This window comes from Aromatoleum toluclasticum ATCC 700605 (genome assembly GCF_000378245.1).
GTDB lineage: Bacteria > Pseudomonadota > Gammaproteobacteria > Burkholderiales > Rhodocyclaceae > Aromatoleum > Aromatoleum toluclasticum.
Genome location: NZ_KB899494.1, coordinates 359885 through 383245, shown reverse-complemented (window position 1 = coordinate 383245; position 23361 = coordinate 359885). Strand labels below are relative to the sequence as shown.

Below are 23361 nucleotides of genomic sequence, written 5' to 3'. Positions count from 1 at the left end.
GCTCCGCGTCGTCGCCACCGTCACACCATCGCCTTCAGCCCGTGCGCGACCTGCTTCAGGTTCTCGATGCCCGCCTTCGTCTGCTCGGTACCCGCCGCCATCTGGCGCGACCCCGCGGCGAGGCTCTGCATCGCATCGGTGACCTGGCTCAGGGCCGCAGCCTGCTGCTTGCTGTTGAGCATCACCTGCTGCGCATTCTCCGAGACGTTGTTCGCGGCTCCGGCAATCGCATCGAAGGCCTCGGCGACACGGCTTGCTGTCGCCATGACCTCGTCGGCGCTGCGCGAACCGTCTTCGGTAACCATCACCGCGCTGTTGGTCGCATTCTGAATCTCCGTGACCAGCGCGTCGGCGCGCTCGGCGGATTTCTTGCTCTGCACCGCAAGCTTGCGGATCTCGCTGGCGACCACGGCAAAGCCCTTGCCCTGCTCCCCGGCACGCGCCGCCTCCACGGCCGCGTTGAGCGCCAGCATGTTCGTCTCGCTCGCGAGTTCTCCGACCACCTTGGCAATACCGCCGATCTGTCCCGCCTGTTCCGACAGGCTGAGAATTCGGTGAGCCAGCGAGTCGATCTTCTCCTTCATGCCCGCCGAGCTCTTCGCTGCCTCGTCCGCCGCGAGGTTGCCGTGGCGGGCGAGTTCCAGCGCCTGCAGCGCGGCGGCAGCGGACGATTCGGCCTGGCTTGCCGACTGGCGGGCCGACATCCCCAGCTCCTCCACCGTCGCCGACACCTCACTGACCGCCGCCACCTGCTGCGTGACCGTGCGTTCGTGCTCATCCACGGTCGCCGCCATCTCGGTCGACGCGGTGCTCACCTGCGCCACCGATTCGCTGATCGTGCGCGTGCTGCGTACCGCCAGCGCGCGGCCGATACCGATCGCCAGCAGGATCGCGGCCACCGTCGCTCCCAGTGTGACCGACACCAGGCTGGTCGAGGCACTGGCCCGCTCGGCGTCGCGCTGCGTCAGTATGTCGAGCTCGTGCGCCTCGATCTCATCGATCAGGGCATCGACGCGGACGCTCAGTTCGGTGAGATTCGCCTGACGATAGAACTGCAGCGCCTTGGCCGTGTTGCCGGCGTCGACCAGGTCGCGGTACCTGTCGGCGATGCCGACGATCTCATCGACGGTCTTCAGCAGGCGGGCCAGGACCTCGCGCTGCTCGGCGCTCGTCAGGAACTTCGCAAGCGAATCGAGGCTTTCCCTCGCGCGTGCCATGCTCTGCGCCGCAGTCTCCAGCGTGTTGCGGTCACGGGCGATCAGATAGCCGCGCATGTCCCGCTGGTACTGCGCAAGCCCCACGTGGGCCTCCTTTGCGAACGCGACGGCTCCACCCGCCGCAACCGTGTCGGCGGATAGTGCCTGCAGGCGCTGCGTCTGCAGGTACACGGCGAACGCGACGCCGACCATCAGGAGCAGCGGCACCACGTAGCCCGCCAGGATGCGTTGCCGCAGATTAAGCGTTCCGATCATTGTTGGTCCCCTGCGTCTGGAGCCGCGTTGCCGAGCTCCGTTGTGTCCCGGTCAGGCCCGTCGGCGACGTGCAGTACGCGCGACGCAAGCATGGCCTCGATGTCGATGATGCTGAAAATCCGTCCGTCCGCCCGCATGGGGCCGCGGCAAAATGGCAGGTCGTAATCGCCGGTGGAGGGCACTGCGGACTCGCTCGCGCCGGCCGTGACGACGTCATGGACCTCGCTGACTGCAAGCCCGACCGCCAGTTCGCCAACCCGCACGACGACGACCTCGGCGAGCGGCTGTCGCGCCGGCAGACCGAGGACCGGCCGCAGGTCGACCACGGTCAGGACGTCACACCGCAGGTTCATGCTGCCGAGAATGTGTGCCGGGCAACACGGCACGGGCCGGACGCCGCGCAGGTGCACGATCTCGCACACCACTCCCGCCGGAACGCCAAAGAGCCCGCCATCGAGACCGATCAGCACGAAGCGCACACTGCCGGCCGCTGCCGGCGCTTCCTGCGGGCAGGCCATCCTGTCGGCGCGCGCGCGAAACGTCTCGGCCACGGCATCCTGGCCTCCCGTACCGCCTGCCGCGGTGCCGGCCGGCGGTACGGTCGTCGCCGCGGCCCTGGCAGCGGCGTCGGCAAGCAGTGCGCGGGTGTCGAGCACCATCGCTAGGTCTGCGCCGCTCATGGCGACGCCGGACACCAGCGGCGCCGCGTTGCCCGGCAGGCCATGGTGGTCGCGCAGATCCTCGATGTCGCCGGACGCGATCGCCGCCGCATCGAGCACCTCGTTGGCGAGGATGCCGAAGTGCACGCCATCGATGGCCACGACGACCACCGCATCGCCGATGTGCAAATCCGACCGCCCCTGCCCGAAACACAACGCCAGGTCGATCACCGAAATCACCTGGCCACGCAGGTTGAACGCCCCAATCACGCGCGGCGACGCCTCGGCCACGGCAGACAGTTCAGGCAGCCAGACAAGCTCCTGCACCAGCGCGGCATCCAGCGCGTAACGCACCCCGCGGTGCAGGAACAGGAGGTGCAGATCAGCCACGCGCGGCCTCCTCCGGTCCGCCGCGAGCGGCACCATCGCCTGCCCTCAGACTCTGCAACAGCGTGCCGGCGGTGGTATGCGGCGGCACCGGCAAGGGCATCTCCGACGGCATCCTTTCCAGTTCGCGCAGCGCCTGCGCACGCATCTGCCCGGCGCGCCGCGCATCGCCCGCCCGCACGCACAGATCGGCCAGTTCCAGATGTGCGGCGACGAAACCCGGATCGAGATACAGCACCTTGCGCAGCAGTGTCCGTGCCTCGTCGACCGCACCGCGCTCCTCGGCAAGTTGCGCGAGCAGGAAGTACGGGCGCGGATCGAGCGGTGAAACGGCAATCACCCGCGCGCATGCAGCCCGTGCCACGTCCGCCGCACCGCGGTCGGCGTCGCGCCAGGCCCTCGCGAGCACCTCATCCGGCCCCGCATCCGGCTCCGCCGCAGGTCCGCGCCCGAAACTGCGCTGCCGCAGGGACGGGTCGCCCGCGGAGGGTGCCGCCGGCGCCGTCCGCGGAGGGTCCGACGGCGCGCGGACCGGCGCAGGCCGCACAGGCGACGGGACCGGCCTGCGATACGCTGTCGCGTCGGGGTAGGCGACAGCCTCCAGCTCCGGCGGGACGCAGCCCAGCAACTCGCCGTGCCCCGGAACGAGATACCCCCCTGCCGACAAGGCTGCCGCCAGTCTTCCGGCAATGTGCGTCACCGCGGACGATGTGAGATAGATGAACACGTTCCGGCACAGGACCAGGTCGAACCCGCCGGCATCGGTTCCACCCTCACCGGCCTCGTCCTGCATCAGGTCGCGGCGCTCGAAATCGACCATCGCCTGCAAGCACTCATCGATCTGCCATTCGCGGCCGCATTTGCGGAAATAGCGCGCCGTGCGCGTCTCATCCAGCGCGCGGAAGGACCATTGGCCGTACGTGCCGGCACAGGCACGCGCAATGGCAGCGCCGTTGATATCGGTTCCTAGGATCCGCACGTCCCAGCCGGCCAACCGCGGCGCCATTTCGTCGACCACCATCGCCAGCGTATAGGCCTCTTCCCCGCTCGCGCAGCCCGCACTCCACAACCGCAGCGAGCGCTGCTCCGAGCGGCGCGCGACGAGCTCGGGCAGGATGCGGGTGGCCAGCAGTTCGAACAGACCCTGATCGCGGAAGAAGTAGGTTTCGCCGGTGGAGAATCGCTCCATCACCAGCTCGCGCTCATGGCGGCTTGCGGCGTCCCCCGCCGCGAGCAGATCCGCATAGGCTTCGACGGAAGCTAGGCGCAGCTCGCGCAGCCGCGGGCGCAGCCAGCCGCTCAGCCTCGCCTCGTCGCCCGCGCGCCGGCGCAAGCCGATCGCATCGAAGATGCGCCCGCACGGATCGTCTGCAGCGGCTTCGGATGACGCACCCCCTTGGCGCGCCGCCACGGACTCCCGAACGTTAACCTCGCCATGTCCACTCATTCAGGTCAATTTCCTGCAGCTCAGGACAGAAGCATTGTAACAGCAGGTCACGGCCGGCAATGAAAACGCACGGTCAGTTGAGGGCGGGATCCTCGATGGTATCGAGCGCAAGCGCAACTTCGGCCGACGAACCGAGGAAAAGCACGCGGCACAGCCTGCGTGTCCCGCACATCACGGCCTCCGCAAGTTCGCGCGCGAAATCCATGTCCTGAGCCTCCGTGAACAAGGGGATCGAAATGGTCCTGCCGGCAAGCTTCTCGGGCTGCAGAAGGATCGTGCGAACGATCTCCGGTAGCGGTCGCCTACCGGCGGGGGGCACGATGGCGGAGTCCTCGGCGCCGGCAGACAAATCGGCAGGGGAAGGCATGGAAAGGCCCTCAGGCCCCAGTCGGCAGGCGAGAGATGTCCCGTCGGCGTACCAGCACACCCAACTGGCAGGGCGCGCTGCGGGCATTTCGGCCTGGGCGCCGGTGGCGGACAGCGCCAACAGCAAGTTGCCCGCGGCGCGCCACCGGCCCGTTGCGCGAAGGGCAACAGCGCACACGCGCGTCAGCGAAAGTGCCGCCCTACAGGAATTAAAATGAGTATGCATATGGACCATCTCCGAAGATGGATCCAGCATAATATGCAGCGCGGATTGCGGAAATTCGCAAGATCACGCGACCGCCTACGTGAAATCACGTAGGCGATCATCATTATTCATCTGCCGCTCGGATGACGCCGCTCGCCCTGCGCCCATCGTCACGCTCGGCGCGGATGCTGAAGAGGGACAAGCGCAACTCAGTCGCCGCCCAGGTCAGCCCACAACATGAGTCGGGCCACGATCGCGATCGACGTGACGTCGAGCCTGCGAAAAAGGTTGGCGCGATGGGCCTCGACCGTCCGCGCGCTGATCCCCAGCCGGGCGCCGATCTGCGGCGCGGAGAGCCCGTCGGCAAGACAGCGGGCGATCTCGCGCTCACGTTCGGTCAGCGCCGCGAGTTTCGCCCGCGCTTCGGCGATCGTCGCGTTACGGACACGCCGTGTGCGGCTGCTGGCGATCGCCTCCCGCACCCGCGCGATCAGCAGTTCGTCGCTGAATGGTTTCTCGACCACCGAGAAGGCTCCTGCCTGCATCGCGCGCACGGTGACCGGCACGTCCGCATTGCCGGTGTAGATGATGACCGGCAGGTCGATCTGCCTTTCCCGCAGGCGTTCGAGCAGTTCGAGGCCGCCGACTCCCGGCATTCGCAGATCGAGGATAAGGCACGCTTCGTCGCACGGTCGGTAGGCGGACAGAAAAGCCCCGGCGCTCTCGAAGGTCTCGACGCGAAAGCCCGCAGACCGGAAAACCCGACGGGCCGCATTCAGGAACGACTCATCGTCGTCGACGATGAATACCGACTGCTCGCCGATCATCCTGTCATCCCCGCACGCCCCCCGCGCGCCCCCCGGCCGCCTCTGACGCCACGGCGTCGGGCGGCAGATTGCGAGGCAGGACCACCCGGAACACCGAACCTTTCCCGAGCTCGCTCCTGACCTCGATGCACCCATGGTGTCGATTGACGATTCCGTAGGACAAGGACAGGCCGAGACCAGTCCCCTTGCCGACCTCCTTGGTCGTGAAAAACGGCTCGAAGATGCGGCTCAGGTGGTCCGGCCGGATTCCCTTTCCCGTATCTTCGACTTCGACCCAGACGACTTTCTCGTCATAGCCGGTGCGCAACGTGATGAGCCCGCGGTCATCGATCGCGTGGGCCGCATTCACCAGCAGGTTCATGAACACCTGATTGAGCTGCGACGGGAAACACTCGATCGGCGGCAGACTCCCGTACTCCTTCACGACATCGGCCTTGTACTTGATCTCGTTCCTGACGACGTTGAGCGTGCTCTCGAGCCCAGCTTCAAGGTTCGCCAGTTCGCGTTCGGCCTTGTCGACGTGAGAGAAATCCTTCAGATCCTGAACGATGCGCTTGACGCGCTGCAAACCGTCGAGCGATTCCGTCAGCAGGTCGCTGATATCCCCGCGCAGGTAAGCGGCGTCGATTTCCTCCTTCACGCGCGCGATCGCCTCCCCCTGCTCCGGCGTCAGCGAACCCTCGATGCTCTCGTACGCGGACAGCAAACGCAGCAGGTCTTCCGCATAGCGCTGCAGCGTCCCCAGGTTGGAATTCACGAAACCGACGGGGTTGTTGATCTCGTGCGCGACCCCCGCTGCAAGCTGGCCGATCGACGCCATCTTTTCCGACTGGAGCAACTGGTTGTGCGCCTCCTCGAGTTTGCGAATCAAGGTCTGCTGATGCTGTTTCTCGCCCTGCAAGGTGGCATTGGTCTTCTCCAGCTCCGCCGTGCGTTCGCGAACCCGGTCTTCGAGGCGGTCCCGTGACTCCCGCAGAGCCTCCTCCGCGCGCGTGCGCTCGGTGATATCGCTGTACCCGAACACCCGGCCGACGATGCGTTCGCCAATGTACTGGGGACGGGACTTGCACTCGAATACACGCCCATCGGTCAATCGATGCAGATCTTCCGTCTCGGCACTATCCACGGTGGCACGCAGGCGTGCGCGGCACAGCTCGCCTTCCATGACGCGCCCGGCGATGAATTCCAGGATCGCCGCATCGTTGCCCGCCAGCAGCAATTCCTCGGGGATCTCCCACATGCTGCTGAAGAGCCGATTCATGTTGGTGATATGGCCCTGCCAGTCGATCACGAGAATTCCGTTACCGGTCGACTCGAGGGTTGCGCGCAGCTGGGACAGCGTCTGTTCGAGCGTGTCCTCGACCTGGCGTTCGTGCCGCGTATCACGCGCCAGGACAAGGATGAGGGGCGCATTTTCATGCTCGACGACCCGGACCGATTTCACCACCGACAACATCGATCCGTCCGCACAGCGATACAGCCCTTCCTGCCCTTCGATGTCCTGATACTGCCCGTTGTGCACGTCCTCCCAATAGAAAACGTCCTGCAACGAGCTTTCGATGTCCGTAATGGTCATCGCGACCAGCTCCGCGCGCGGATAACCGAGAGTCGGGGTCACAAGCTGATTGGCCATGACGATGCGCAGGGACCGGGGATCGACCAGCAGCATCATCTCGGCGCTGTGATCCAGCATCAGATCGGAAAGGCTGCTCATCGGGCTACCGGCTCCTGTCCGGATTTTCCTGCATCGAAATAATAGCTGACACGCTTGCGGGGGCTCAGGTAGTTATAGATCTCGACAGGAACCTGGGCGGGACGGATCGCCTTTGCGATATTCAGGTCCTGCTCCCTTGCCAGATCGACCAGGATCGACTCCTCCTTCGGAATATTTTCGTCATAGATGACGATTACGGGCTTCATCGGCTTGGCGGTATTCACCGTCGCCACCATTGCAATCGGACCGTTCGAGAGTTGCACGATCGTCCCGGGAGGATAGACGCCGAGGCAACGGATGAATGCCTGCAGCATGCGCGGATCGAACTTGCTGCGCAACTTCGCGAACATCGTCGAAAGTGCGTCATGCGGCGTCAGCGCGCTCGCAACATCCACCGGGTTGCAGAGCTCATCATAGTAGTTCGCAACTGCAACTATGCGCGACATGATGCCGATCGCATCCCCTTTGAGGCCGGCCGGATAGCCGGTGCCGTCGAACATCTCGTGGTGGTCCTGGATGATGTCAAGCACGGGCGCGGACAGCTGCAGACGGCGGCCGATTTCCACACCGAACCGGCAGTGCATCTGGTAGAGATTGCGCTCCGCCTGGGTCAGCGGTTCGGCCTTGAGCAAGATCTTGTCGGGAACCTCCTTGCGTCCGATGTCGTGAAGCAGCGCCCCCATGCCAAGAGCCCCGAAAACCTCCTGGGGCACTCCGATATCGCGGGCGATCATCATCGACAGCATCGCCACGTTCAGCGAGTGAAAATACAGCTCCTCGTCGCCGGTGCGATCGCCCATCACGTGAATGGCCAGATCAGGCGCACACAGGATCGAATCGGAGATCTGGGTCACCAGGTGCGTTGCCTGCTGCACCGTTTCCCTGGGATTCGAATACAGATTCCGCTCGATGTCGCGAATCGCCCTCGCGGCATTCACGAACGCGGTCTCGACGCGCGCGGCCGCCTCACGCTGCGTCCGGATCCGCTCCACCAGCGCGCGCTTGGCCGCGAGCGCCGGCTGGATTTCCGGGTTCGATTCCGGCACGGGAGCGGCTGCCGCCCCGGTGCCGGCCACCTCTGCCCCCGGTTCGGGGGCGGTGCGCGACGCCGTCACCGGCGCCACGCCCGCAGGCTGTTGCCCTGCGGGCATATCGCTCAGCGCCGGGTTGTAGCGTACCGTCTTCAGCCCGAGGTTCCGGATGTCCCGGATCTGATCCTCGGATTTGATCTTGAACTGGCTGAAGGCGAAGGGATGTTGAAACCAGCTGAGATCGAGCACGACGTAGAGTCCGATTCGCAACTGATCCATCGTGACGATGTTGTCTTCCGGCATTCCTGATCCCGCATCGATATGTTTTAACCGCCGAACGATCAGGAACCGGATGGGACGGCGGCTCCCCGGTCATCGCATTTGAGCGTCATTGGCACGAAAGAGGTTACATCCCGCATCGCCGCATCGTAAAGGCCGGCGCGCCCGGGGTCGATGCAGGATCATGCGCGCTCCGGGCGCCGGCGAGCTCGCCGCGTGGATCCTGGGGACGACGGCCGACTGCATCGGTGCGATTGCCCTGCGTGCAACAATTGCTGGCAACGCAGTGCCCGTGAATTAAAATACGAAGCTCTTTACGCCCCGATGGACCCGACATGCCCCGAGGGCTGAGCATCCGCCGCTACCTCGCGCTTCAAGTGCTGCTCACCGGCTTCGTGATGCTTGCCCTGTCGCTGGTCTTCGTGTTTTCGCAGCAGCACACCGATCGCGCGGAGCAGCGGATCTTCGATCATGAACTGGCACCAGCCACCGCGCTGCGCGAGGTCGAACGCCACCTGCTGTCCGTGCAGACACGCTTGCAGGCCGAGCTTCTGGGGACCGAATCGGCTGTCGAAGAGCCCGAACGCCTGGCCGTGGAAGGCGCACGGATCCGTTCCGGCTGGGAAACCTTCAAGCGTGAACACCTGAGCTGGGTGCGGGGCACGGAAGAAGCACGCCTGATCGCGGACCTCGAGAACGAGCTGCCTGCGCTGTGGCATTTCCTCGAACGGGCCGAAACGGCCAGCCGCAACAACAATGGAGATGACCTGGCACGGCTGCTCCGCATCGACTGGGCCGGGCTGCAGCCCGTGCTGTTCCGCAATCTGAGCGAGCTCGCGACACTGCAGGAGCACCACATCGGCCTGGCACGTCAGGAGCTGCAAATCTCGCGACATCACTCGATCGTTGCGGTCGGCTCGCTGCTCGCCGCCGGCATGGTGCTCCTCGGCGGCTTCGCAATCGGACTGTTGCGCTACGTCATGCGCCGCATCGTCATGGTCGAGAACGCGCTCGATCAGGTGGCCGCAGGGGCGGGGGCGGTCGGGATGCCGCATCGTCCGGGCGAAACCGAGGTCGCGCGGATCGCGGATGCGATCAAACGCACCGCCGCGCATCTCAACGACAGCCATGAGTCCATCACCGTCCTGATGCGCCGCCAGCAAACCATCCTGGAGTCGCTCGCCGAAGGCCTCTACGGCGTCGACGCCGAGGGACGGATCATGTTCTCCAACCCTGCCGGCCTCGCGATGCTCGGCTACGCGGAGCACGAGGTACTGGGCCTGCCCGCGCATGCGCTGTTCCACCATCACCACGCCGACGGCCGGCCGTATGCGCTGGCGGATTGCCCGATCGCCGAGACGCGCCGTACCGGCCGGGTCAGCACGCGCGTCGGCGAGGTCTTCTTCCGCAAGGACGGGAGCAGCCTGCCGGTCGAGTACACCAGCGCGCCGCTGCGCGACGCGGAAAAATCGTTCGGCTGCGTCGTCGTGTTCCACGACATCACCGAGCGTCTCGAGCAGGATCGCCTGTTGCGCGACACCATCACCGAACTGCAGGCAACGAACGTGCGCCTGGGCGAGGCCCAGGGGCAGCTGCTGCAGGCAGAGAAGCTCGCCGGCCTGGGACAGCTTGCCGCCGGCGTCGCGCACGAGATCAACAATCCGATCGCCTTCATCCAGTCCGACATCGGCGCTTTCGAGAAATATCTGCAGGACATCTTCACGCTGATCGACGGCTACGAAACGCTGATTCACCGCCAATCCGACGGCGACCTGCGCGGCGCGGCGACGCGACTGCACGACGATGCGGATCTGGACTTCGTGCGCAACGACCTGCACACGCTGATTGCCGAGAGCCGCGACGGGCTGCGGCGGATTGCCCGCATCGTTGCCGACCTGAAGGACTTCTCGCGCGTCGACGACGGCAGGGAGCCGGCCGAGGCGGACCTCGTGCAGGGGCTCGAGAGCACCCTCAACGTCATGCACGCGACGATCGCCGACAAGGCCGATGTCGTGCGCGACTACGCCCCGCTGCCGGCAGTGCGCTGCCATGCCGGACAGATCCATCAGGTATTCGTCAACCTGCTGCTCAACGCGGTCCATGCGATCGGGCACCGCGGCACGATCACCGTCAGCACGCGCCAGTCCGGCGACGAAGTGTGCATCGAGATCCGGGATACGGGACGCGGCATGGAGGCGCACGAGCGGCAGCGCATGTTCGACCCCTTCTTCACGACCAAACCGGTCGGTGAGGGCACCGGCCTGGGCCTGTCGGTCAGCTACAGTATCGTTCGCCGGCACGACGGCCGCTTCGAGGTCGATAGCGCCCCCGGACGTGGCACCGCGGTGCGCGTGTGGCTACCGATCAAAGGCTCGGCGAGTGTCGAGGACTGAACAGGCCGCGGCGCTCACGCCGCCCCCCGACCATACAGCTCGCGCCATTCGCGCAGCGCCCCGCGAATCTCGTCCTTGAGCTGTTCGTCGTCCCAGGGCTTGCTGAGGAAGCGGTAGATCGCCCCACGGTTGATCGCGTCGGTCACCGCCGAAATCTCCGAATAGCCCGACAGCACCATGCGCACCGTCCTGGGATACAGGATCTTGACCCGCGACAGGAACTCCGTTCCGCTCATTCCCGGCATGCGCTGGTCGGAAACGATCACCTGCACGGGTTGTTTCGCCAGCACCGAGAAGCCCTCCTCTGCGCTGCCCGCGACGAGGATGTCGTAACCCTCGCGGCGCAGCGTGCGGCGCAAGGCCGAGAGAATGCTCGGCTCGTCGTCGACCAGCAGGATGGTCTCGCGCGCCTGCGCCTCGCGGAGCCCTGCGACATCGAGCCGCGCCCCCTCGCGCAGCATGCGCGCGACCTCGTCGGCGGGAACCGCTGGCGAAAAGAGGAAGCCTTGCACCTCGTCGCATTCACTGCGCCGCAGGTACTGCAGCTGCTCCTCGGTCTCGACCCCTTCGGCGATCACCAGCTTGCCGAGCTTCTGCGACATCGCGATGGTCGCCTGGACGATGGCGGCATTGGCCGGATTGGTGACGATGTCGCGGACGAAGGACTGGTCGATCTTCACCACATCGATCGGGAAGCGCGACAGGTAGGCGAGGGAAGAATAACCGGTGCCGAAATCGTCCAGCGACAGGCGCACGCCGAGTTCCTTCAACTGCGCGGTGATGCGGATCGCGGCCGTCATGTCCTGCATCATCGCGCCCTCGGTGATTTCTATCTCGAGACAGCGAGGATCGGCATCCTGTGCAGCGAGCGCCTCGGCAACCATCTCGCGTAGCGCGCGCTGCCGGAACTGGCGCGCCGAGAAATTGACCGCCATCCGGATCGGAGGGAGTCCGGCCTCCCGCCAGGCGCTCATTTGCCGGCACGCTTCGCGCAGCACCCAGGCATCGATCGCGACGATGCTGCCGCACTCCTCGGCGAGGGGGATGAAGGCGGCCGGCAACATCAGGCCCCTCTCGGGGTGGCTCCAGCGCACCAGCGCTTCGACGCCGACGATGTGCCCGGAATGCAAGCTCACCTGCGGCTGGAAATGCAACACCAGCTCGCCGCGTTCCGCGACATGCGTCAACTCTTCGCGCAGGCGACGCAGTTCGCTGTTGCGTTCGGCCATGCCGATGTCGAAACGGCACGCCCGATTACCCCCGTGCGCCTTGGCGTCGTGCGTCGCGCTGCGCGCGCAGCCGAGCAGTTCGTCGGCAGAGCCGGCATCGGCGGGGTAGCCGGCAATGCCCACTGATGCGGAGAGCTCGACCGCGCTGTCGCCAATCGTGAAGGGCCGGGCGATGGTCCCGAGCAGGCGGTCGGCGATCTCGCGACTGTCCGGCTCCGTGCCCGGCGCGGACTTCCCGAGCAGCACGGCGAAATTGTCCCCGCTCAGCCGCGCGACCAGATCGACATGCCGCAGGGTGTCGCGCAGGCGCGCGCCCATTTCCGTGAGCACGCGGTCCGAATGGTCCGCACCCAGGCGGTCGTTCACCGCGCCAAAATCGTCGAGATCGACGTTGAGCAGCACCAGCTCCTGCCTGTCGCGCCGCGCCAGCTCCAGTTCCGCCGACAGTGCACGCATGAACGCGGCGCGATTGGCGAGGCCGGTCAAGGGATCGAATGTCGCCAGATGCTCGATGCGCCGCTCGTAGCGTTGCCGCTCGGCGAGATCCTCGCTGATGGAGACGTAGTAACGCACTGCGCCCGTCTCGTCGCGGATTGCCGAAATGGTCCGCGCCTCGAGATACAGCTCGCCGTTCCTTCGCCGATTGACGAACTCGCCATGCCATATCTGGTCGGCGTCGAGTGCCCGCTTGAGGTCACGATAGACCTCGGCGGAGGTCTGCCCGGATTTCAGGATCTCGGGCGTGCTGCCGATCAATTCTTCAGCCTTGTACCCGGTAATCTGCTCCGCCGCCGGATTGGCGAAAAGGATGATCTCGTCCGGGTCGGTGACGATGATGCCGCGCCGCGACTGTGTGACCAGGGTGCGGAAGAGGTCGTCGTCGGGGTGGCGTACGGTCGGGGCGCTCACCGGAATACCCTCCTGTCGCGGGACGACATCCTCCCCGGGAGGAAGATTAGCGCCCCCTCCGGGCGGACGGGCGGGGGCGCTCATGTCCCGGCAGGCTGCTGTTCCGCGTCAGCCGTGCGCAGCGGCAGCACAATGCGAAAACGCGTGCCCGCGCCCGGCTGGCTGTGCACTTCGAGCACGCCCTTGTGCCGCTTCACGATGTCGGACGAGATCGACAGTCCGAGACCGGTCCCCTTGCCCACCGGCTTGGTCGTGAAGAAGGGTTCGAAGATGCGCGCCTGCACGTCGGGCGACATGCCCTTGCCGGTGTCGATGATCTCGATCCACACCTGCTCGTCGCTGGCGCCGCTGCGCAGCGTGATCGTTCCCGACGTATCGATCGCCTGCGCGGCATTGACCAGCAGGTTCATGAAGACCTGGTTGATCTGCGCCGGGATGCAGCGCACATTGGGCAGTTCGCCGAACTCGCGCACGACCTGGGCCTTGTACTTGATCTCGTTCCACACCACGTTGAGCGTGCTCTCGAGACCGCGATTGAGGTCGGCCTCCTGCCATTCGCCCGCATCGGAACGCGAGAAGTCCTTGAGGTCGTTGACGATGTGCTTGACGCGCGACAGCCCGTCGGCCGACTCCCGCAGCAGGTCGGGAATGTCCTCGCGCAGGTAGTCGAGCTCGGCCGCCTCGCGCGCCTTCGCGATCGCGGCGCGCGCGGGATGCTCGGGCGGCAGCGCCTGTTCGAGCTGCTCGTAGGCCGCGAGGAGGCCGAACAGGCGATCCACGTAGGAACCGAGCGAGCCGAGGTTCGACCCCACGAAACCGACCGGATTATTGATCTCGTGCGCGACGCCCGCTGCGAGCTGGCCGATCGCGGCCATCTTCTCGGACTGCAGCAACTGGCTCTGCGTTCGCTCCACGCGCGCAACCAGTTCGGCCATCAGCTCGCGCTCGCGCTCCAGCTCGCGCGTCAATCCCGCAATCCGCGCCTCGAATCCTGCGACCAGGCTCCCGAGGCGCTCGTCGAATTCCTTGTTGCCCGTCATCAGGGCCTGCATCTCTACGGCCTCTCCCATCCCGGAGGCTCCTGTCGCTGACGTTGTACGATTCATTCCGGCTCCGGGCCGAGGACACGCAGGGCCTCCTCGAGCGTGGTGTCGCCGAGCGCGATCTTCTTCCGCGCGTCATCCCACAACGACTCGTGACCGGTCGAGCGCGCGTGGGAGGTGATTTCACGGATGCTGGCACTGCGGGTGATCAGGTCTCGCATGTTCTCGTCCGGCAACAGGATCTCGTACAGCCCGAGCCGCCCGTGATAGCCGCTGCCACCACACTGGACGCAGCCCTCCCCCACGAACGCCGTCTGCAACGAGTCGAAACGCGGTCCGAGGCGCGCGGCGAGCGTCCGGTCGACCTCGACCTGGCGCCGGCACTGGCGGCAGATCCGGCGCACCAGGCGCTGGGCGATCACGCCTTCGAGGGCACTGGCGACGATGAAGGGCTTGAGGCCGAGATCGAGCAGCCGTGCGATCGTTGCAAGCGCGGAGTTCGTATGCAACGTCGATAGTACCTGATGCCCGGTCAATGCGGTGTGGAACGCGACTTCGGCCGTCTCGTAATCGCGGATTTCGCCGATCAGCACGACATCGGGGTCCTGGCGCAGGATGGAGCGCAACACAACCGGGAAGGTGAGGCCGATCTTCTCGCGCACCAGCACCTGTCCGGCATTGTCGAGGTAATACTCGACCGGATCCTCGATGGTGATGTAATTCTTCGCCGGCGAGGCGTTGGCCTGCAGCAGCGAATACAGCGTGGTGGTCTTGCCGCTACCGGTGGGGCCGGTCGCCAGCAGCAGCCCCTGCGGCTTGTCGACCATCACCCGCACCTTGGCCAGCCCGGCGTCGCCGAAACCGAGGCCGGCGAGGCTCAGGACCTGAGAATTGCGGTCGAGGATGCGCATCACGACCTTCTCGCCGTTGATGGTCGGCAGCGTCGAGATGCGCAGGTCGACGATGCGCAGCGGCGACTTCACGGTGATGCGCCCGTCCTGCGGGCGGCGGCGCTCGGAGATGTCGAGCTCGGCCATGATCTTCAGCCGCGACACCAGCGGGCTGTGCAGCGCGTGCGGAATCTGGATCTTGTCCTGCAGCACGCCGTCGATGCGCAGGCGCACGACGACGCTCTTGGTCCTGGGCTGGATGTGAATGTCGGACGCGCCCAGCCGGATCGCCTCGAGCAGGATCGCGTTGACGAGCCGGATCGCAGGCGGTTCGTTGGTCGATGCCAGCAACTCGTCGAGCGGCACGGCCTCGTCGTCGTCGATGACGATCTCGATGCCCTCGTAGGGATCGACGACGCCGATCATGGTCTCGAGGTCGCGGATATCGACGCCCTCGTCGTCGCCGTACACCTCGGCGATCTTCGCCTCGATCGCCGCCGCGTCCGCCATCACGACCTTCAGGTCGAGGCCGGCGGTGAAGCGGATGTCGTCGATCAGGCCGGCATCCATCGGATCGGCAACGGCCAGCATCAGGCGCCGCCCCTCGAGCTTGAGCGGCATGATCAGCTGCTTGCGGCAGAAGCTGCGCGGGATCAGCTCCGCAACCGCGGCATCCACCCGGAATTCTCCGAGCGACACCTCTTCGACCAGCAGCTCCTCGCGCAGGATCTTGCGCAGCGTCTTCTCCGCCACCCAGCCGCGGTCGAGCAGCAGGCGGATCAGCGGTTCCTTCTGGATACCCTGCTGGCGGGTGAGTTCCTGCCACTGCGCGCTGGTGATCAAGCCCTTCTTGTGCAGCATCGTGCCGAGCTGGCTGCGGTTGGAGACCGCCATGCGCGACAGCGCCGAGATCTCCTTCGTCTTCTTCGCATTCTCCAGACTCAGCGCGCGGTTCTTCTGCACCAGGTCGAACTGCTCGAGCGCGAGCGATACGGTGACGCGCAGGTCGTCGTCGTTCCACGGCTTGAGGATGAACTTGTACACCGCGCCATCGTTGATCGCGCCCATCACCGCACCGGTATCGGCATGGCCGGTGAGCATGATGCGGATGGTCTCCGGGTACAGGTTCTTGACCTGCTTGAGCAGGTCCGCGCCATTCATGCCCGGCATCATGTAATCGCTGATGATGACCTGCACCGGCGCTTCCTTGAGCCGCGCGAGCGCCTCGGCGCCGCTGCCGGCGTTCAGGATCTCGTATGACTCGGCGCGAAAGATGCGGGTCAGCGCCTTCAGGATGGCCGGTTCGTCGTCGACGAACAGGATGCGGTAGCGCGGCCGCGCCGCTGCGGCCGGCACAGCCGGCGCGGCGGCATCTTTCTGACCGGTGAAGAAGGCGGAGTAATTGCTCATCCGGATCCTAGAGCGGCAATTCCACCGTGACCCGCGCTCCGCCTTCGGGGCGCGTCATGGCGGTGATCGTGCCGCCATGCGTGAGCACGATGTCGCGCGCGACGGTCAGCCCCAACCCGGTGCCGCCGCCGACGCCGCGCGTCGTATAGAAGGGATCGAAGATGTAGGGCAGCACCTCGTCGGGAATGCCAGGTCCGTTGTCGTCGACCTGCACGACGATGTGCGAGCCGGTCGTGAGGGAGCGCAGCGTCACCGTACCGCTCTCTCCCGCCGCCTGCAACGCGTTCTGCAGGATGTTGAGAAAAGCCTGGTTGAGATGCCCCGACAGGCACATCAGCGGCGGCAGCGGCGACAGCTCGCTCTTCAGCGTCACCCCCGGCGGCTTCTGCCCGGCGAGCACCGCGAACAGCGACTCCAGCTGGCCGTTGATGTCGGCGAGCTGCACGTCGGGCTGATCGACGCTCGAGAAACCCTTCAGGTCCTTGACGATGCGCGCGATGCGCGCGACGCCCTGCTGCGAATCGGTGAGCAGTTCGGCAAAATCCTCCAGCACGAAATCGAGATCCGCCGCCTTCCATTTCTCCGCGGGCACCGCATCGCGCAGTGCGGCGAACTGGGCGACGTAGCGTTCCGCCGTCGACAGGTTGCTATTGACGAAGCCGAGCGGATTGTTGATCTCGTGCGCGACGCCCGCCGCGAGCTGGCCGATGGATGCAAGGCGTTCGGCCTGGTAGAGCTGGCGCTGACGCTCGTCGATGATCCGCACCTGTTCCTTGACCTTGGCATCGAGGACCTCCGCAAGTTCGCGGTATTTCGCCTCCGACGCCTTCAAGGCCTCGTTCTGCTGCTGCAGCTTGGCATAGTCGGCGCGCACCGCCTCGAGGTGCAGGTCGGACACCATGCGAAAGCGCGCCCGCGACAGCAGCCCCCAGCGCACGACGCGCGCGGCCCCCTTCAGCACGGCCGGGTCGCACGCGCAGGCGAGGAAACCGACCGGCTCGAGCTCGAGCGTCAGCGGCGCCTGCACGCTTCCTTCACCCGCGAGCGTTCCGCCGAAAACGGCTCCCGCGGCGTCCAGCAACGCAACGGGCCGACCGAGCACCGCCACGAGCTGGGTGCAGATCTCGTCGGCATCGCGCGGCGCGATCAGCTCGGCGAGCACGAATTCGCGATCGAATCCCGGCTCCACGCTCATTCGGCACCTCCCGTGGCGGCGGCGACGAAGGACGCCTCGCTCAGCCCGTGGGTGCGGTCGAGTTCGAGCTCCTGCGCGTAGGCCCGCCACACGCCGCTCAGCAGCGCAGAGAAGGTCTGCAGCACGCCCTCGCCGCGGATCGCCGTGGCGAACACCAGCGGCCAAGGCGCCCCCTCGTAACGCTCGCGCACCTCGTCCTCGCTCAGGATCGCCGGCAGATCGCGCTTGTTGAACTGCACCACCAGCGGCAGGCGATCGATATCGAGGCCCACGCGACCGAGGTTCTCGGCCAGGTTCTGGAAGGATTCACCGTTGTTGATCGACTCGGTACGCTGCGAGTCGGCAACGAACACGACGCCGTCGGCGCGCGAAAGCACCGCCTTGCGCGTGCCGTCGTGCGCCACCTGGCCAGGCACGGTGAACAGCCGGAAGCGGATCGTCAGTCCCGACGGCGCGCGAAAGCCGAGCGGCAGCAGATCGAAGAACAGCGTGCGATCATGTTGCGTCTCGAGCGTCATCAGCTCGCCCTTCATCTCGGCGCCGACCCGGTCGTGGAGTTGCATCAGGTTGGTGGTCTTGCCCCCCTGGGCCGGGCCGTAATACACGAGCTTGAAGGTGAGGCGCCCGGCGTCGCGCTCGAGCTCCGGCATCAGGAAAACCCCTTGCCCGGCTCGTCGAGGAGGGATTCATCGAGCAGCACCGAGCCGTCTTCGCCCCAGATGACATGGGTGATGCCCGGCTCCTCGGACTCGAGGCGCCGGCGTTCGAGCTCGGCCGGTGACAGCGTCCCCATCGCGACGCGCGCCTGGTCGGCAAGCCGCTGGTTCTCGAGCGACAGCTCGCGCAGCGCGAGCGCCTGCCCGATCGCCGCGACCAGCTCGTAGTCGTTCCACGGCTTGGACATGAAACGGCTGATGCCGGCCTCGTTGATCGCACCGATCAGGCCGTTGAGATCGGCATAGCCCGACAGGATGAGCCGCGCGGCGTCGGGCTGGATCTCGCGAAAGGCCTTGAGGAAACTGACCCCGTCCATGCCCGGCATGCGGTAGTCGGAGAGCACCAGATCGTAGGCCGTGTGGCGCGCCTTCTCGAGCGCCTCGGCGGCGACGCTGAAGGTATCCACGGTCAGCGAGCATACGCGGTCGCCGACCATGCAGGGCGTCAGGGAAAGCACCCGCCGCAAGGACTTCAGGATTGCTTCCTCGTCATCGACGATCAGGATTCGGCTCATCGGTCATCCTCGCTATCACTGCGGTGTCGCTCAGGCAGGCCCGCTGCCAGGCCGGGCGACGACGCGCTCTTCATGTTCTTCATTTGTCGCCCCGCACATGCAGCATCAGGGCAATGCCCTCGCGACGCGCGTAATTCTGGATCTGGCGCACGAGCGACTCGTCGAGGACGTAATCGGCGGCGAGCAGCAACGCACCATCGCGCCCGACCAAATCGCGCGCGAGCACCATGCCGGACTGGAGATCGGCCGCCGCCACGGCGACATCGCGCGACGGCGGCTCCTGCGCGACACCGCCGAGCAGTTCGACGAAGGCATCGACGACCTGGGGGTCGTAGCGCTTGCCGCGGGAGTGCACCAGCATCGCCAGCGCCTCGTCCCGGTTCAGGAGCTTGTCCGCGAGCGTGCCGATCTGCAAGCCGTCGTAATCATTGACGACGCTGAGGATGCGCGCGCCAAGCGGAATCGCGAGCCCCTGCAGGCCGTCTGGGAAGCCCTGGCCGTCGAAGCGCTCGTGATGCGAGCGGATGAGGTGCGCAGCGCCTTTGAGTTCCTCGAGCGGCATCAGCGCCGATTCGCCGGCCAAGGCATGCTTGCGGTACAGCCCCATCTCCTCGCCGTTCATCCTGGCGACCGATTTTGCGAGCATCGCATCCGAGAAACCGATTTTACCGATGTCATGCAGCAGGCCAGCAAGAAAGATGTCCTGCTGGCCCTTGGCTTCCACGCCGAGGTGCGCGGACAGCTTGCGAGCCTGATCCGCGACCCGCCTCCCATGACCCGCCACGCCGCCGCTGCGCAGCTCCATCAGGCCCGAAAAGGTCTTGATCGACACGAGGAAGTTCTGCTTCTGCCGCTCGTTCGCGACCTTGAGCGAGGCGTTGGCCTGCTCGAGTTCGCGCGTCCGCTCCTGCACCTTCTGCTCGAGTCCCGAATTCAGCTCCTTCAATTCGGCATTCTGCGCCTGCGTGAGGGCCTGCAGCCGCTCGTTTTCGCTTTCCAGGCGGCGCCGCTCCAGCGCATCGCGCAGGACCAGCATCAGGTCCTTGTCATCCCACGGCTTGGCGATGTAGCGATAGATCTGGCCGCGGTTGATGGCGTCGACCGTCGAACTGATGTCGGCATAACCGGTCAGCAACAGCCGGATGACCGCGGGCCAACGGTTTCGCACGTGTTCGAGAAACTGCGCGCCGTCCATTTCCGGCATGCGCATGTCCGAAATGACGACGTCGACGTGCTCCCGCTCCAGCACTTCGAGACCCGCCTTTCCGCTTTCGGCAAGGTGGATCGTGTAGCCCGAAGGTCGCAGCAGACGACGCAGCGACGACAAAATGCTCGCCTCGTCATCCACCAGCAATATGCTCGGCGCCGTACCCGACATCTCGATCATTCCGTTTGATCTCGCTATTCTGCCTCGCCGTGCGGCACGCAGAGGGGTTGCTATCGCGCGCTGATTATAGCCTGCCGCAATTCGACGGCATGGTGGCGATCGACCGCCGACCCTTGCGCCGGATTGATAAACTTGCGCATCTCCGACTCCCGCACCCGCAGCGATGACCGACCGCGGCAATCTCCTCGACCCTCTGCCGCCACCCGGCGGCGGCGAAAGCTTCGACACCCTGTTCGAACGCGCCGGCACGCGCATCGAACGCATCGTCTCGCACGGCCACGCGAGTCCGCCCGGCTTCTGGTACGACCAGGACGAGGCCGAGTGGGTGGTCGTCGTGCAGGGCGAGGCCGTGCTCGCGTTCGCGGACGGCGAACGGCGCGAGATGCGCGCGGGCGACTGGGCCACGATCGCGCCGCACCGCCGCCACCGCGTCGAATCGACCGGCCCGGCGACCGTATGGCTCGCCGTGCATGTAGACTGCTGACATAGAGACCGACGCCTACACCCCATGTCCCCCGAATCCCCGCAATACTGGACCCCGAACCACAGCTTCGACGACGGTAACGTCGCCGGCGAGCGCGGCACGCGCATCGTGCTGCTGATCACCGCGATCACGATGGTGGTCGAGATCGCCGCCGGCTGGTGGTTCAACTCGATGGCGCTGCTCGCCGACGGCTGGCACATGAGCTCGCACACGCTCGCGATCGGCCTCTCGGCGCTCGCCTACGCCGCCGCGCGACGCTACGCGGACGACCCGCGCTTCGCCTTCGGCACGTGGAAAATCGAGATCCTGGCCGGCTTCGCGAGCGCGATCTTCCTCATCGGCGTCGCACTCGCGATGGTCATCGGCTCGGTCGAGCGCCTGCTCGCGCCGCAGGACATCCGCTTCCCCGAGGCGATCACCGTCGCGGTGCTGGGCCTCGTCGTGAACGTCGTGTGCGCGCTGATCCTCAACCACGCGGGCGAGCACTCGCACGGCGGGCATGACCACGCCGGGCACGCGCATCACGGCCACGACCATGCCCACGGCCATGCCCACGACCGCAGCGCACACCACGACCACGGACATCACGACCTCAACCTGCGCGCCGCCTACCTGCACGTGGTCGTCGACGCGGCGACCTCGGTGCTGGCGATCGTCGCGCTGCTCGGCGGGATGCTGTACGGCTGGAACTGGCTCGACCCGGTGATGGGCATCGTCGGCGCAGTGCTCGTCGCCCGCTGGTCGCGCGGGCTGCTTCGCGACACGGGCCGCGTGCTGCTGGACCGCGAGATGGATCACCCGGTCGTCGCGGAGATCCGCGATGCGCTCGCGAGCCACCCGCACTGGCCCGACGCCCCGCGCATCGTGGACCTGCACGTGTGGCGCGTCGGCCGCAACCGCTTCGCCGCCATCGTCAGCGTGCTCACCGGCGACCCGACCATCACGCCGACCGCGATCAAGCGCGCGCTAGCGCCGCACGAGGAGCTGATCCACGTCTCGGTCGAGGTGAACCGCCCGCAGGACGCTGCCTGAGGCGGGTCGTTCAGCGGTCGTGCGCGATGTCGCGCTGCACGGTCGTGCGCGCGGGCGGACGCGGCGGCACCGGCACCGGCGTCACGACCACATCCGCGGCCCCTGCGGCCACGGGCGGCGTCACCGGCAGATCCCACAGCGCACGATACGTCGCGCTGTAGTTCATCAGCTGCTCGGTCATCTTCGCGATGCGGTCCGGCGGGCGCGGCACGTTGGCCGGGCCGATCGCCGCGTAGCCGAGGCCGGCACGCTCGCCCTCGACCTCGAAGCCGAGCATCCTCAGCATGGTCGGCAGCATGTCGAAGTGCGTGACCTCGTCGGTGTTCTTCACGAGCTTCTTGTCGGCGCCGATCAGCAGGTTGTACACGCGCCGGTTCGGATTCGTCACGAGCTTGTCGTACGAGGTGTTGCCCATCGCGAGGTGGTCGCCCTGCACGAGCACCGCGATGCGATCCGACCAGCCCTTCTGGTTGATGTATTCGATGAAGTCCGCGACCTGCCCCGCGGTGCATTCGACAATACCCTCGAAGTCCTGGTAGCCCTGACGCTCGCAGGTCGACGAAAGGTGGCCGTAGGGGTGGTGCGTGTCGATCGTCAGGACCGTGAGGTTGAAGGGCTTGCGTGCCTTCATCAGCGTATCGAGCTCGCTGCGCGCGTGGCGGAACAGGTCGTCGTCGTACAGCCCCCAGCCGCTCATCAGCTCGGGCCGCTCACCCTGGTTCACCCACTCCTCGCGTCCCATCACCTTGCTGTAATGGTGATCCTTGAAGAACTTGCCCACGCCGGCGAAGGCGAGGCTGGAGCCGTTGAGGAAGACGTTGGTGTAGCCGTTGCTCGCGAGAATGTCGCCGAGGCAGCGCGCGCTCGGCAGGAAGCTTTCGACCTGCTCGCCCTGTGCGTTGCCGCCGAACAGCGCCACCGACTTCAGCGGCAGGCCGCACTGCGTCGACACGATGCCGGCGATCGTGAAGTGCGCGCCCCGCATCTCGCGGTAGCTGTCGAAGGACACCACGCGCGGCTTGCCCTTGTAGGCGTTCAGCCGGTGCAGGAGGTCGTGTCCGAACAGGTTGGGGTCGGAATAGGTGGACTCCAGGCTCTCGACGTAGATGATGACCAGGTTCTTCGGCTGTTCCTTGCCGCGCTTGACCGAAACGCGGCCGGGATCGACATAGGAGCCGGCGAAATAGTCCTCGCCGAAGTAGGCCCGCACGTAGCGCGCCAGCGAGAAGCTGTCGATGAAATAGGCGACGCCCGCCCCGAGCACGACCAGCGGGATCGCACGCGAAACACCGTGGCGCGTGAAGCGCAGCAGCGCGCGACCGAAGCGGCGCATGCCGACGCGCAGCCAGTACCAGCCGCGGCGCAGCCACGGCACCGGCCACTTCTCCGGATGCGTGCGCAGATGGTTCACCCACTCGTCCAGCCCCCACAGCACCATCGCCAGCGCAAGCGGCAGCGCCAGCGCGCGCCACAGGAAGCGACGGGTCAGTTCGGGATCGCTGGTCATCAGGCCTTCGGTGCCGAAGCGCAGGTGGTAGAGCACCTGGTCTATCGTCACCGAGCCGAATTCGTCGGTAAGCCAGTCGGGCACCGCATACAGCAGGCAGCCTGCGAGTATCGCCAGAGGTTTGAGCAGTTTTCGGACACGCATTGACAGGACGACTCCGGCGGGCGGACCTCCGTGCGGCGGCGCCGCATGCACCGGAAGGTGCGCAATATTACCGCAACGCCTTTGTCGTAGACTGGTGCGGCGGCCGCAAGTTTGCGCGCC

General features: G+C 66.2%; 18 protein-coding genes. 3 read left to right on the top strand and 15 right to left on the bottom strand.

Annotated features, from left to right (window positions below; genetic code table 11):
- Positions 1-20 precede the first annotated feature (20 nt).
- The 7 genes from F464_RS0109315 to F464_RS0109285 all read right to left on the bottom strand — a co-directional run bounded on the left by F464_RS0109315 (position 21) and on the right by F464_RS0109285 (position 8411).
- Positions 21-1472 carry a methyl-accepting chemotaxis protein gene (locus F464_RS0109315; RefSeq protein WP_018989531.1) on the bottom strand — a complete coding sequence of 484 codons (1452 nt, stop codon included), beginning with the start codon at positions 1470-1472 and terminating at the stop codon, positions 21-23.
- Positions 1469-2521, bottom strand: a complete 1053-nt coding sequence (locus F464_RS0109310; protein ID WP_198292247.1) for a chemotaxis protein CheW — start codon at positions 2519-2521, stop codon at positions 1469-1471. The genes F464_RS0109315 and F464_RS0109310 overlap by 4 nt, the downstream gene beginning before the upstream one ends.
- Positions 2514-3929, bottom strand: coding sequence for a CheR family methyltransferase (locus F464_RS28120; protein WP_018989529.1), 1416 nt, complete (start codon positions 3927-3929; stop codon positions 2514-2516). Before F464_RS28120 ends, F464_RS0109310 begins: the two co-directional genes overlap by 8 nt.
- 109 nt (positions 3930-4038) lie before the next feature.
- Positions 4039-4170, bottom strand: coding sequence for a hypothetical protein (locus F464_RS31885; RefSeq protein ID WP_269744902.1), 132 nt, complete (start codon positions 4168-4170; stop codon positions 4039-4041).
- A 575-nt stretch (positions 4171-4745) separates the two neighbouring features.
- Positions 4746-5363 carry a response regulator transcription factor gene (locus F464_RS0109295; RefSeq protein WP_018989527.1) on the bottom strand — a complete coding sequence of 206 codons (618 nt, stop codon included), beginning with the start codon at positions 5361-5363 and terminating at the stop codon, positions 4746-4748.
- A 4-nt stretch (positions 5364-5367) separates the two neighbouring features.
- Positions 5368-7077, bottom strand: a complete 1710-nt coding sequence (locus F464_RS0109290; protein WP_018989526.1) for an ATP-binding protein — start codon at positions 7075-7077, stop codon at positions 5368-5370.
- Positions 7074-8411 (bottom strand): HD-GYP domain-containing protein, encoded by a 1338-nt coding sequence (locus F464_RS0109285; protein WP_018989525.1) that lies wholly within the window; start codon positions 8409-8411, stop codon positions 7074-7076. Before F464_RS0109285 ends, F464_RS0109290 begins: the two co-directional genes overlap by 4 nt.
- Positions 8412-8722: 311 nt before the next feature.
- Here F464_RS0109285 and F464_RS0109275 point away from each other — a divergent pair, with 311 nt between their 5' ends.
- Positions 8723-10780, top strand: coding sequence for a two-component system sensor histidine kinase NtrB (locus tag F464_RS0109275; protein WP_018989523.1), 2058 nt, complete (start codon positions 8723-8725; stop codon positions 10778-10780).
- A 14-nt stretch (positions 10781-10794) separates the two neighbouring features.
- On the opposite strand, the gene F464_RS28115 is transcribed toward F464_RS0109275, so the two are convergent.
- The 7 genes from F464_RS28115 to F464_RS0109240 form a co-directional block, all read right to left on the bottom strand.
- Positions 10795-12918: an EAL domain-containing protein gene (locus F464_RS28115; RefSeq protein WP_018989522.1), complete on the bottom strand. Its 2124-nt coding sequence runs from the start codon at positions 12916-12918 to the stop codon at positions 10795-10797.
- A gap of 80 nt (positions 12919-12998) precedes the next feature.
- Positions 12999-13988: an ATP-binding protein gene (locus F464_RS0109265; RefSeq protein WP_232428865.1), complete on the bottom strand. Its 990-nt coding sequence runs from the start codon at positions 13986-13988 to the stop codon at positions 12999-13001.
- A 32-nt stretch (positions 13989-14020) separates the two neighbouring features.
- Complete coding sequence (locus tag F464_RS0109260; RefSeq protein ID WP_018989520.1) at positions 14021-16261, bottom strand: ATPase, T2SS/T4P/T4SS family; 2241 nt, start codon at positions 16259-16261, stop codon at positions 14021-14023.
- A gap of 7 nt (positions 16262-16268) precedes the next feature.
- Complete coding sequence (locus F464_RS0109255) at positions 16269-17456, bottom strand: sensor histidine kinase (RefSeq protein ID WP_018989519.1); 1188 nt, start codon at positions 17454-17456, stop codon at positions 16269-16271.
- Positions 17453-18106 (bottom strand): GTP-binding protein, encoded by a 654-nt coding sequence (locus tag F464_RS0109250; protein ID WP_018989518.1) that lies wholly within the window; start codon positions 18104-18106, stop codon positions 17453-17455. The genes F464_RS0109255 and F464_RS0109250 overlap by 4 nt, the downstream gene beginning before the upstream one ends.
- Positions 18106-18687, bottom strand: coding sequence for a response regulator (locus F464_RS0109245; RefSeq protein WP_018989517.1), 582 nt, complete (start codon positions 18685-18687; stop codon positions 18106-18108). The genes F464_RS0109250 and F464_RS0109245 overlap by 1 nt, the downstream gene beginning before the upstream one ends.
- Positions 18688-18766: 79 nt before the next feature.
- Entirely contained in the window at positions 18767-20074 is a 1308-nt protein-coding gene (locus F464_RS0109240; RefSeq protein WP_018989516.1) for an HD domain-containing phosphohydrolase, read from the bottom strand.
- Between the two features lie 163 nt (positions 20075-20237).
- On the opposite strand from F464_RS0109240, the gene F464_RS0109235 reads away from it, so the two are divergent.
- Both F464_RS0109235 and dmeF read left to right on the top strand, forming a co-directional pair.
- Complete coding sequence (locus tag F464_RS0109235; RefSeq protein WP_018989515.1) at positions 20238-20558, top strand: cupin domain-containing protein; 321 nt, start codon at positions 20238-20240, stop codon at positions 20556-20558.
- Positions 20559-20582: 24 nt separating this feature from the next.
- Positions 20583-21590: a CDF family Co(II)/Ni(II) efflux transporter DmeF gene (gene dmeF, locus F464_RS0109230; RefSeq protein ID WP_018989514.1), complete on the top strand. Its 1008-nt coding sequence runs from the start codon at positions 20583-20585 to the stop codon at positions 21588-21590.
- 10 nt (positions 21591-21600) lie between these two features.
- On the opposite strand, the gene F464_RS0109225 is transcribed toward dmeF, so the two are convergent.
- Positions 21601-23241, bottom strand: coding sequence for a sulfatase-like hydrolase/transferase (locus tag F464_RS0109225; RefSeq protein ID WP_018989513.1), 1641 nt, complete (start codon positions 23239-23241; stop codon positions 21601-21603).
- Positions 23242-23361: the final 120 nt, after the last annotated feature.